Origin of the sequence: Candidatus Sordicultor fermentans (assembly GCF_012728195.1) — a bacterium.
GTDB classification, from domain to species: domain Bacteria; phylum Atribacterota; class Atribacteria; order Atribacterales; family Caldatribacteriaceae; genus Sordicultor; species Sordicultor fermentans.
This window is the reverse complement of sequence record NZ_JAAYFP010000194.1, coordinates 1-11,792: the sequence shown is the minus strand read 5'-3', so window position 1 is coordinate 11,792 and position 11,792 is coordinate 1. Positions and strand designations below refer to the sequence as shown.

The 11,792-nt window shown below is 40.4% G+C and carries 11 protein-coding genes and 1 pseudogene; 2 read left to right on the top strand and 10 right to left on the bottom strand.

The window, feature by feature from the left end:
* Positions 1 to 654: ABC transporter substrate-binding protein (locus GXZ17_RS09655; RefSeq protein ID WP_409377076.1), on the bottom strand; the 654-nt coding region annotated here is incomplete at its 3' end.
* Positions 655 to 760: 106 nt separating this feature from the next.
* A pseudogene (locus GXZ17_RS09650) lies at positions 761 to 1,750 on the bottom strand (LacI family DNA-binding transcriptional regulator).
* 217 nt (positions 1,751 to 1,967) lie between these two features.
* Here GXZ17_RS09650 and GXZ17_RS09645 point away from each other — a divergent pair.
* Positions 1,968 to 2,603 carry an MgtC/SapB family protein gene (locus tag GXZ17_RS09645; RefSeq protein ID WP_409377075.1) on the top strand — a complete coding sequence of 212 codons (636 nt, stop codon included), beginning with the start codon at positions 1,968 to 1,970 and terminating at the stop codon, positions 2,601 to 2,603.
* Between the two features lie 39 nt (positions 2,604 to 2,642).
* Here GXZ17_RS09645 and purE read toward each other — a convergent pair whose 3' ends face one another.
* The 8 genes from purE to GXZ17_RS09605 form a co-directional block, all read right to left on the bottom strand.
* Positions 2,643 to 3,131 (bottom strand): 5-(carboxyamino)imidazole ribonucleotide mutase, encoded by a 489-nt coding sequence (purE, locus tag GXZ17_RS09640; RefSeq protein WP_409377074.1) that lies wholly within the window; start codon positions 3,129 to 3,131, stop codon positions 2,643 to 2,645.
* Between the two features lies 1 nt (position 3,132).
* On the bottom strand, positions 3,133 to 4,404 hold the full coding sequence (gene purD, locus GXZ17_RS09635) for a phosphoribosylamine--glycine ligase (protein ID WP_409377077.1): 1,272 nt from the start codon (positions 4,402 to 4,404) through the stop codon (positions 3,133 to 3,135).
* A gap of 14 nt (positions 4,405 to 4,418) precedes the next feature.
* Positions 4,419 to 5,033: a phosphoribosylglycinamide formyltransferase gene (gene purN, locus GXZ17_RS09630; RefSeq protein ID WP_409377073.1), complete on the bottom strand. Its 615-nt coding sequence runs from the start codon at positions 5,031 to 5,033 to the stop codon at positions 4,419 to 4,421.
* Positions 5,026 to 6,051 (bottom strand): phosphoribosylformylglycinamidine cyclo-ligase, encoded by a 1,026-nt coding sequence (gene purM, locus GXZ17_RS09625; protein ID WP_409377072.1) that lies wholly within the window; start codon positions 6,049 to 6,051, stop codon positions 5,026 to 5,028. The genes purN and purM overlap by 8 nt, the downstream gene beginning before the upstream one ends.
* Before the next feature lie 3 nt (positions 6,052 to 6,054).
* Positions 6,055 to 7,356 carry an adenylosuccinate lyase gene (gene purB / locus GXZ17_RS09620; RefSeq protein WP_409377071.1) on the bottom strand — a complete coding sequence of 434 codons (1,302 nt, stop codon included), beginning with the start codon at positions 7,354 to 7,356 and terminating at the stop codon, positions 6,055 to 6,057.
* Positions 7,349 to 7,807 (bottom strand): zinc ribbon domain-containing protein, encoded by a 459-nt coding sequence (locus tag GXZ17_RS09615; protein ID WP_409377070.1) that lies wholly within the window; start codon positions 7,805 to 7,807, stop codon positions 7,349 to 7,351. Before GXZ17_RS09615 ends, purB begins: the two co-directional genes overlap by 8 nt.
* Before the next feature lie 166 nt (positions 7,808 to 7,973).
* Entirely contained in the window at positions 7,974 to 10,376 is a 2,403-nt protein-coding gene (locus tag GXZ17_RS09610) for a heavy metal translocating P-type ATPase (protein ID WP_409377069.1), read from the bottom strand.
* A 24-nt stretch (positions 10,377 to 10,400) separates the two neighbouring features.
* Positions 10,401 to 10,721 (bottom strand): metal-sensitive transcriptional regulator, encoded by a 321-nt coding sequence (locus GXZ17_RS09605; protein WP_409377068.1) that lies wholly within the window; start codon positions 10,719 to 10,721, stop codon positions 10,401 to 10,403.
* Between the two features lie 321 nt (positions 10,722 to 11,042).
* Between GXZ17_RS09605 and GXZ17_RS09600 the strand changes: the two genes are divergently transcribed.
* Positions 11,043 to 11,783 (top strand): hypothetical protein, encoded by a 741-nt coding sequence (locus GXZ17_RS09600; RefSeq protein ID WP_409377067.1) that lies wholly within the window; start codon positions 11,043 to 11,045, stop codon positions 11,781 to 11,783.
* Positions 11,784 to 11,792 lie beyond the last annotated feature (9 nt).

Here is an 11,792-nt window from a genome sequence, read left to right as displayed (position 1 = left end):
GTCATCAACTTTCTCAAGCTCTACAACCTTGCCACCTAATGTCCATGTGCCTGCGCCCTGCCAGCTGGGAACATTGGGATCCAGAATACAGTCGTAATAGGTGAAAAGAACATCTTCGGCGGTGAATGGATGCCCATCAGACCATTTTGCACCTTCTACGAGATACATGGTTAGAGTCTTACCATCTTCAGACCACTCCCAATGAGTTGCCAAATTTGGACCAGGCTCACCATCTTTTAGCCTCCAAGACATTCCAGTATTGACAAGAGCCTCTTGCATAGCTTCTTCTATCCCGAACCAACCCCCTATCACTCCTGCAGCCCAGTTCCACCCAGCTGTTGGTACTGCAGAGACAGTCCTCCAGACGTCTCCATAAATACCTGGACCGTCTGACATTCCACTGGTCATAACAACAGCAGGCTTAGCAGGAAGCCGCTCTTCCACTGGTGGAATTTCTCCCCTTTTAACTGCTTCGGCAAGTTCTGGAGACTCGCCGTAACTTGGAAGCGCTTTATATTGAATGATTTCATCAACCTCGAATTTTGGTATTTCGCTTTCTTGAGCCAGAGAAGAAGCAACAATAACCAACACAACCACTATAATGCTTAAAGTTAATACTGACCATTTTCTTTTCACTTTTACTGTCCTCCTCATAAACTTTTCTCCACACAAATAACACGTCTAATAAATAACACTTCCCTACCCTTGTAACATAACTTCACCATTATATTTGTGGAACTAAACTGTAAGCTCACCTCCTTTACACTCTCCCCCTGGTTGATTTTCTCACCACTAATTTTTCTTCCAGCACCACTTCTCGGGGGGGAGAAGAATTTTCTTCCTTAATCCGGCTGAACAAAAGAGAAGCAGCCGCTCTCCCTGCTTCATAGGTGGGAATAACAACACTGGTAAGAGGAGGTTCTAATAATTCGGCAATTATGTCATCCACTCCCACCAGAGACAAATCCTCAGGAACTTTTATTCCATCTTCTCGTGCTGCCTTTAACACTCCAATAGCTAACTGCTCACTGAAAGCAATAAGAGCGGTGGGTTTTTGAGGGGAGCTAAATAAAATTTTAGCCTGGAGATAACCACTTTCTTGAGAGAAGTCTTCGGCATCCACCAAAAAACGGGGGTCAATTTCTACTCCAAAATCCTCCAGAGCTTTCCGGCACCCTTCAAAACGACGCTTGCTGATACCACTTTCTTTTACCCTCAATATGGCAATCCGCCGATGCCCCAATTCTAAAAGATGGCGAGCAGCCTGATAACAACCTTTTTCTGCGTCTCCTGTAACTACATCAGAGGCGCAAAGCCGGGTGGAACCATAGCAGTTAATTACCGGTATTTCTTACTTTTTAAAAGTATCGCACATATCATTTAATACCTGGTTATAAGGAGTGGAATAGATAATCCCTTCCACTCGGTGGCGAAGAAGCATTTTGACAAATCGTTCAGTTTTTAAGATATCGTTATCATTATTACAGATAATTACATTGTACTCTTCCTCAAAAGCCACATCTTGAATACCTCGTACAATTCTAGAATAGAATGGGTTAGTTATATCAGGTAAGAGATACCCAATGGTAGTAGTTTTACTGGTTCTGAGGTTCTTTGCTACTACATTATATTGGTAATTAAGCTTTTTAGCTGCTGCTAAAACCTTTTCTCTGGTCTCCTCTTTTACGTATCCATATCTGGCCAGAGCCCGGCTAGCAGTGGCTACCGATACTCCTGCTTCTCGTGCCACATCCTTTATGGTGACTGGCTTTTTCTGGTTCAGAGCTGATTCACCTCCAGAAATATGATAACGTTATCTTAAACTGACGTCAACCCCCTTATCAAAAATTTTTTATTCTAAAAAAAGAGAGTAGAAAATGTAAGTGTCTTGCAAACTTGCAAATATTTCTTAATCACTTTACAATGAAAAAAGCAATCTCAAAAAAAGAAAACAAAGAAAGCACAAAATGGGGTACTTAAAAATCTTTTTCAAGTTAGTTTTAGCTATGGCTCTGGGGGGTATTATAGGATGGGAAAGAGAAACAGTAAACAAACCCGCCGGGCTTAGAACTTATGTTCTGACCTGTCTGGGGGCCACTCTCATAACCATTATTTCCATTACCCTACCCGGTTCAGACCCGGGAAGGATAGCAGCTCAGGTAGTTTCCAGCATGGGAGTTCTGGGAGCAATGGTTGTGCTTCGGGAAGGAACAGCACTACGTGGTATTACCACTGCGATAGCAATGTGGCTTATGGCCGGAGTAGGAATTGCTATAGGGGTAGGAGAATATTTTGCCGCTATAGTTACTACTCTCCTTGCCTATGGCGTTCTAGTTTTTCTCCGCTCTTTTGAGGCTAAAATCTTGAAGCACGGGACAGGAAGGGTACTTACCGTTAAGGCTAAGAATAGACCGGGACTTATTGGAGATATTGGAAGTGCTTTAGGGAGTTATAAAGTAAATATAGTAGATATAAAGTTAGAAATATCGGAAGAAGAAGCGGAAATCTCCTTTAAAGTAACTACTCCTCCTCATGTAGACCTCTCTTCTCTATTGCAAAAAATCCAGGATTTTCCCGATATTCAAACAGTAAGATGGGAGTGAAGTTTTAACCTGGTTATTGTCTATCATAAAAGGTATCTATTATTGATTTAGCTCTTCATTTGCTTTCTCAATAGCCTTTTTTTGCTCCAGTCTGAATTCTTGTAGTTTTTCTTTTATTTTGCTATCCTGCAAGGCTAAAATTTCGCCAGCTAAAATTGCCCCGTTTTGAGCTCCTGATTTTCCAATTCCCACACCAGCACAGGGAATTCCACCCGGCATCTGGACAATAGATAAAAGGGCGTCTATCCCTAAAAGAGGCGAAGAGTTAATAGGAACTCCAATTACAGGAACTATAGTCTTAGAAGCTATTACTCCAGGAAGATGAGCAGCAAAACCGGCAAGAGCAATAATCACTCCTATTCCTTCTTCTTCCCCCTTTTTCACGATTTCATCTACTTTATCTGGCGAACGGTGAGCCGAAGCAACAAAAATCCGACTTTCAATACCTAATTTATCAAGTATCTTTATACATTCTTCCCCGTACTCTAAATCACTTTTACTTCCGCATACCACGTATACTAACGCCATTTCACTTCTCCCCTATAGCTCGAAAGCCAATATCTCGACGATAATAAATATTCTCGAAGTGAATTTCTGTCACCGCTCGATAGGCTTTATCTTTGGCTTCTTGCAAGTTTTTACCTCGGGCACAAACATTCAAGACCCTTCCTCCTGCAGTATAAAAACCGTCATCTCTTTTCTCTGTCCCAGCATGAAAAACCAACACTTCATCATTTTCCCGATTGGGGAATTTTTCCAGCCCCCAAATTTTCTTGCCCACCTCATAATTACCCGGGTAACCCTTGCTCGCCAAAACTACCCCCAACGTAGGAAAGTCACTTACTGAAAGTTTAACCTCCCCTAATTTTCCCTCCCAGATAGCTAAATTCACTTCTAACCAGTCATTATTTATTCGGGGAAGCACTACCTGAGTTTCTGGATCACCTAAGCGAACATTAAATTCTAAAACCCGGGGATCTTTCTCTTCATCTACCATAATACCTATATAAATAACTCCTCGATATCTTAATTCCTCTTTTTTAATACCTTCTAAAAGAGGATGAACAATCTTTTTTTCTATTTTTTCCCGCACTACTTCGTCTATTACAGGAGCAGGAGAATAAGCACCCATTCCTCCAGTATTAGGACCAATGTCGCCCTCTCCCACTCTTTTGTGGTCCTGAGAAGAAGGAAGAAGAAAATAAGACTTACCATCCCACAACACCATCACGGTGGCCTCTTCCCCTTCTAAGAAGTCTTCCACCACTACCCGCTCTCCTGCACTACCAAATTTAAGATCAATCATTAGCTCTTGCAAGGCATCTATTGCCTCATCTACATCATAAGCAATATAAACCCCTTTACCTCCAGCCAGACCGTCAGCCTTAATCACTAAAGGATACGTATCTCTTTTTTGAAGATAATCCACTGCCTCCTCATAATCATCAAAAACTTCAAAAGAAGAAGTGGGAATTTGATATTTCTTCATAAAATTTTTAGCAAAAATCTTACTGGATTCTAAAAGCGCTCCCCTCTGGTCTGGACCAATAATGGGAAGAGACCTATCCTCAAATAAATTTACAATACCCTGAGATAAAGGAGCTTCTGGTCCCACGATAGTGAGGTCAATTTTTTCTTCTTGTGCAAAAGAAACAAGATCTGCAAGAGATTTCCAGGGAACACATTTGCCAATTTCACTCATTCCTCCATTTCCCGGAGCACAATAAATTTTGTCTACTAATCTACTATGTGATATCTTCCAGGCCAGGCAATGTTCTCTTCCTCCACTACCTACCACCATAACTTTCAATTCTTTCACTCCTTTTTAATAAATACTCTTCGTCCTATTACGTTCAATTTATCCTCTAAAAATAGTTTAACCGCTTGAGGATAAATCTGATGTTCATATTGTAAAATCCGCTCCGATAAAGATTCTACAGTATCTTCATCCTCAACTGGACAAGAAGCCTGTAAAATTATTGGCCCGGTATCCATTCCCTCATCAACCAAATGAACAGTGCACCCACTTATTTTAACTCCATATTCCAGGGCTTGCTTTTGAGCTTCTAATCCGGGAAAAGCAGGAAGAAGAGAAGGATGAATATTTATAATGCGCTCCCGAAACCGCATAATTATTCTTTTCCCTACTATACGCATATAACCAGCCAGGCAAATCAGTTGAGGGTCTTCTTTTTCTAACACTTGAAGAAGTGCATCTTCATAAGCTCTCTTGTGGGGAAAAGAATCGTAATCTAAAACTAAAGTAGGAATAGAAGCTCTCCGAGCCCGCTCCAGAGCAAATGCTTGAGGATTATCACTAACCACCAAACTGATTTTTCCCGGTATGTAGCCATTTTGAGTGGTTTCTATTAAAGCTTGAAGATTGGTTCCTCTACCAGAGACTAACACTACTATTTGTTTGTCATTCAACTAAAAGCACCTTCCTACCACCCTCTATTACCTCGCCAATTACATTAACTTTCTCTCCTTCTTTTTCTAATATATGAGAAGCCTTATCTGCTTCCTCTCGAGAGACAATAAGCGCTAAACCTATGCCTAAGTTAAATACCCTCCACATTTCTTCCTCTTCAATATTACCCAGCCCCTGAATATAAGAAAAAACCCAGGGAATTTCAATTTTAGATTTATAAATTTTAACTCCCAGATGAGGAAGGAGAATTCGAGGAATATTCTCTATCATTCCTCCTCCAGTAATATGAGACACTCCCTTTACCTCTACTTCCCGAAAAAGAGGGAGAACTGATCTCACGTAAATTCTGGTAGGACGAAGTAATTCCTCTCCTAAAATTTTACCGTTAATCTGATCAGAAAGATTTATCCCCCGAGATTGTAAAACTTTTCTCACCAGAGAGTAGCCATTACTATGCAGACCCGAAGAAGCTAATCCCAAGAGAACATCCCCTTTTCGAATTTTCCCTCCATCAATTAAAGCATCTTTTTCTACCACTCCTACAGCAAAACCCGCCAGGTCATAGTCACCTTCTTTATAAAAATCGGGCATTTCTGCCGTTTCTCCTCCCAAAAGAGCACACCCTGCCTCCTCACATCCCCTGACAATTCCCGATATTATGCTTTTAAACTTTTCTGCTTCCAATTTTCCACACGCTAAATAGTCGAGAAAAAATATTGGTTCAGCCCCGGCACATAAGACATCGTTAACACACATAGCTACGAGATCTATGCCTACAGTATCATGTTTATCCAAATCTATGGCTATTTTTAGTTTAGTACCTACTCCATCGCTTCCCGCTACCAAACAAGGTTCTTTCCATTTTTCTCCCAGCCGAAAAACCCCCGAAAACCCCCCTACTCCAGAAATGACTTCAGGTCTATAAGTGTGAGAAACTAAATCTTTTATATCTTGTATTAGCTTATCTCCCAGATCGATATCTACTCCTGCTTTCTTATAATTCCATCTCTCTTCCATTATTTAGCCCTCTATTCCCGCCCTTTTCAAAATAAAATCTACCTGGCGAAGAAAATAATTGTAATCAAAAAAAGATTCCAGTTCTTCCAAAGAAAAGTACTCTCGAATCGAAGAGTCGTTTTTGAGAACCTCGATAAAAGATAGGCTCTCGTCTTCCCAGGTCTTCATGGCACAGTGTTGCACTAAAGCATAAGCATCTTCTCGAGTTAATCCTTTTTTGATTAGCTCCAGAAGTATTTTCTCTGAAAAAACCAAACCTCGACTTTTCTCCAGATTTTTTCTCATATTTTCCGGGTAAACTACCAGATTATCCAATAAACGCTGAAAAGTATGAAGTAGATAATCAGTTAAAATGAAGCAATCAGGGAGTATTATCCTTTCTACTGAAGAGTGAGAAATATCTCGTTCATGCCAGAGAGGAATATTTTCTAAAGCTGCCACTAAATTGCCTCGTAAAATCCGGCTTAATCCACAAATCTGTTCTCCAGTAATAGGATTTTTCTTATGGGGCATAGCAGATGACCCCTTTTGCCCTTCACTGAAGCCTTCTTCTACTTCTCTAATTTCTGTTCTCTGGAGATTACGCAGCTCCACAGCAAATTTTTCTAAACTTCCCCCCACCATAGCTAAAGCCCAGATTACCTCAGCATAGCGGTCTCTTTGGACAATTTGAGTAGAAACAGGATCAGGTTTTAGGCCCAGTTTCTCACATACATATTCTTCTACCCGAGGGTCAAAATGAGCAAAATTTCCCACCGCTCCAGAAACTTTACCCACTCTAATATTTTCCTTAGCTTTTTCTAATCTTTCCTTATTACGGAGCATTTCTGCATACCATACTGCCATCTTTAGCCCAAAAGTGGTAGGTTCGGCATGAACTCCGTGAGTTCTTCCCACTGTTAAAGTGTAACGATATTGTAAAGCTTTATTTTTAATAGAATCCAATACCCCATCCATATCCTTTAGCACTAAATCTAAAGCTTCCTTCATCAAAACAGCATTAGCAGTATCTAAAACATCGGAAGAAGTCATACCAAAATGAATAAACCGAGACTCAGGTCCTAAATTTTCCGATAAGGTAGTGAGAAAAGCGATGACATCGTGGCGAGTTACTTTTTCTATCTCTTGCATCCTATCAGGGGAAAAGGAAATACCTTTTTTAATTTTTTCTAAATCTTCTTGAGGTAGAAGTCCTAGTTTTTGCTGAGCCTCTAAAGCTAAAAGCTCTATTTTCAACCAGATTTCGAAGCGGTGTTCATCACTCCAGATTTTTTTCATCTCTGGAAGGGTGTATCTTTCAATCATTTTTTTCTTCCTCCTCCTCTGTTTTATGAGAAGAAGGTTGTTTAATTTCCTGGCCACAGTGAGGGCAGAATTTGTCTTGAGGGTTTATTTTCTCTCCACATTGAGAGCAAGTTAATTCCTGCTGCTTTTGATGAAAACCACAGCGGGAGCAATAAAGAGAACCTTCCTCTATATACTCTCCACAAGAAGGGCAAATCCGGCGGGGTTTATTTCCTTCTAAACGGCGCATTTTTTCTTCTAAATCTTCAATTTCCTCTTCAATAGAGAGCACTTCCTGACAATTTTCTCTCACTTCTTCCCTCCCCCAATCTTTCCGCTCTATAAAAAGTTCATAAACTCTCTTCCCCAGCCGAAGAAGAGATTCTTCTTTTTCTTTCTCCAAAGAGACTATATGCCAGCGCAGACGCCAAGAACGGAAGAAATTGGACATTACTCCTCTATTTTTATCCATTTATAACTTGGTCCTCCTGAATTTACCTCAATTTTAACATAGAGATGATTCATCTTATATATTTTACAAGATAAAGAAAGGTCATTTTTATTTCTACAATAACATCATTTTAAGATGGCTATTCCATAATTCAAATATCAAAGCGAAAGAAGCGTTAAAAGTTCGCCTAAATTTTATTCCTGTACCGCTTAAGTAAAAGAGAATTAGCAACTACAGATGTAGAACTGAGAGCCATAGCTACTCCTCCCATAATAGGAGTAAAAATACCAAACATAGCTAACGGCACAGTAACTAAATTATAAATAAACGCCCAGATTAAATTCTGTTTTATCTTTCTTCGGGTAAACCGAGAAAGACGTAAAGCAGAGAGTAAACTTTTCAGCTCACCATTCATCAAAATTACATCAGCACTCTCTATAGCGATATCAGTTCCCGTACCTATGGCTATTCCTACATCGGCCTGGGCCAGAGCTGGAGCATCGTTTATGCCATCCCCCACCATGGCTACTGTTCTTCCCTCTTCTTTTAATTTTTTAACTATCTCTACTTTTTCATCGGGCATGACTCCAGAAAAAACTTTATCAATTCCTGCTTTTTGGGCTATGGCTTGGGCTACTACTTCTTGGTCACCAGTTACCATTACCACCTCTAACCCCATTTGTTTTAGTTCAGAGATAACTTTTCGAGCCTCATCCTTTATGGTATCGGTAAGGGCAATAATCGCTCTTACCTTTCCCCCCGATGCAGCCACCACTACAGTTTTACCTTCTCTCTCCCATCGGCTTTTATACTCTGCGACCTCCATTAAATCTATCCCTTGAGGCTCCAAAAGTTCCTCTTTCCCTATGTACCAGACCTCATCCTGATATTGAAAACGAACTCCTTTTCCCGGGAGAGCATTAAAATTTTTAATTTTCCCGTTAGGAGATATATCAAGTTTTTCTCCATATTTAGCTATGGCCTGCCCCAAAGGGTGCTCAGACCACTTCTCTCCCGAGGAGATTATCGCCCAGGTTTCATTTATGTCAAAAGAAGAAGGGACAAAAAAATCATCAACTGAGGGAGTTCCCCAGGTGATGGTCCCGGTTTTGTCTAAAAGAACGGTATCGACTTTTTCTATACCCTCTAAATATTCTCCCCCCCGGAAAAAAATTCCCTTTTCTGCTCCTAAACCAATTCCAACCATAACTGCAGTGGGAGTAGCTAAACCCAAAGCACAGGGGCAAGCTACCACTAAAACGGTAACCATGTGCATGAGAGAATCAGCAAAACCAGCACCTTCTATATACCAGCCCAGAAAAGTAATAACCGAAAGAACAATAATCGTAGGTACAAATATAGCAGAAACCCGGTCAGCTAAACGCTCGAGAGGTGCTTTAGAGCTCTGTGCTTCTTCTACCATTTTAATGATACGAGCTAACGCCATATCGGCTCCTACTTTAGTAGCCCGGAAAATAAAACTTCCTTCCTGGTTAATAGAGCCTCCTATAACTTCGCAACCAGGATGTTTTTCCACCGGCATACTCTCGCCGGTAAGCAAAGATTCATCTACGGTAGAGCTTCCCTCTACAATTACTCCATCTACTGGGATGCACTCACCGGGTTTCACTACCACCATATCTCCCACCTTTATCCTTTCTGCCGGGATATCTTTTTCTATTCCATTTTGAAGAACATGGGCAGTCTGGGGTTGCAACTTTACCAGTTTTTCCACAGCCTCAGAGGCTTTCCATTTGGCTCTCTCTTCCAGCAGTTTTCCCAATAAAATTATAGTAATCAACATGGCAGAGGATTCAAAATAAAACACCCCCCAGCCCGCTACTAAAGAAATCAGACTATAGAAATAAGCTACCGAAGTTCCCAAAGCTACAAGGACATCCATACTGGCACTACCTGATTTCAAAGAATAGTAAGCTCCCCGGTAAAATGGCCAGCCGGAAAAAAACTGCACCGGAGTGGCAAGAAGGAGCTGAATCCAGGGATCAATGATAAATTGGCCTTTTCCCGTCCAATTGGCTACCATCATATAAAAAAGAGGAAGTGATAAAAAAAGAGCGACAAAAAATCTGATTTTTTGCCAGTTTTCTCTATTTTGCTTTCGGCCTTTTCTTTTTTCTGAAAGGATACGAGAAGTGGTTTGAACACCATAGCCCAGAGATTCTATGGCTTCTTCTATCTCAGCCTGATTAATTATTCCGGGTACAAACTGAATATAGGCTTTATTAGAAGCTAAGTTTACCGCTGCTTTTTTAACTCCCGCAAGGGTGTTAAGTTTTTTCTCAATTCTTGTCGCGCAAGAAGCACAAGACATCCCTTCAATCAAGAGCTCTATTTCTTCTTCTGGCACTTCGTAACCGATTTTTGATATTTCATTGATTATATCCTGAAAATTAGTTTTTTTAGAGTCATAATTTATTGTCGCTTTACTCAAAGCCAGATTAACGTCCACTGAATGAATTCCTGGAATAGCTTCCAGTCCTTTTTCTACTCGCGAAGCACAGGCTGCACATTTCATTCCCAAAATGGGAATGGTCAAATTGTGGTTGGTTTTCTCTTTCTTTTCTTCCATCTTTAGGGCCTCCCTATTTGAGCCTTATCTCATCATTCTGAAAATAGTGGCCAGGACTTCATCAATAGCACTCTCATCACCAGACAAGATTTGTTCTCTAATGCAGGATTTCATATGTTTTTCTAAAAGCAAGCGAGCTACACCATAAAGAGCGGATTGAATGGAAGCGATTTGATTCAAAATCTCATCACAATATGCTCCCTCTCCAACCATACGTTTTACACCTCGCACTTGACCTTCGATACGGTTGAGTCTCACCAGAATTTCTTTAACCGCCTTTTCATCATCCCAAAGTCGATGTTTATCATCTTTAAGACTATCACTCTTATATTTATTTTCTTCCATTTTCAACCTCACTAATTTTTTGTTTTAATATAGTATACCACCCTACCCTATGATGTCAATAAAAAATTTTAGAAATTCACCACATTCTTATTAGATTGCACTATTTTGCATCATTCTCACTGGGTTATTAACAATATCTTTTCTAGGGGGTTCTCAATAGAGAAACGAAAATGTTTTAGTTTTCTCAAGTGATTAACTCTCAATCTTTGCCCCGAAATTTATTGACAAAATAATGATTAGTTTTATACTATCTCTGGTGATTAATCCATAATTTTTTAGGCAAGCTAAATCATTACAAAAAATCACCAAGGAGGGATTAAAATGAAAAAGTGGTTAGTTTTATCGTTCCTTTTCCTCTGGATATTAGGAATAGCAGGCTGCACTACTACTACTTCCACTCCTAACTTAACTGAAGCACCTACTTTGATTATAATATCCGATGGGACAAAAACTCTCCAGAGCGGAGATCCAGTGATGTTCAGTAGAACCATAACTTTTACCGGTCAAGGTCCAGCTAATGCTGTAATCCGGATACGTCAAGGAGAAACAATAATAGGTACTACTACTACCGATGACGCAGGAAGCTTTACCTGGAGCTGGGACTCTGGCACTACGGAAGGAACTTTTGTTTTTAATTTTTCCGCTGAAGTTCCCGACCGAGAAGAAAGTACTCCCACCTCTTTTACTATTGTGGTGGATGGAACTGGGCCCTATCTTGTCTCTGCTTTAGCTAAAGCAGATCCACCGCTCGGGTCAGCTCCTACTATAACCGTTAGTTTTAACGAAGCTATTGTAGTAAGCGATATGAATCTATTTACCTTAGTTCCTGGTGGCTACTGGGCGGCAGGAGCTGGAGGAACTTCCCATTTTACTCTCACTATCATTCATTTAGCTGATGATCAAAAAACAGTTACTCTAAGTGGCAACTGGATGAGTGACCAGTTAATCGCCGGAGACCCTTTGGAGGTTATTTTTCACCCAGCAAGTCCTTTAGTTGTTACTGATAAAGCAGGAAATCCTTGCACCTCTCCTACACTTGTACTTGTACTTGTCTCTTCCTAAGCATTAAAT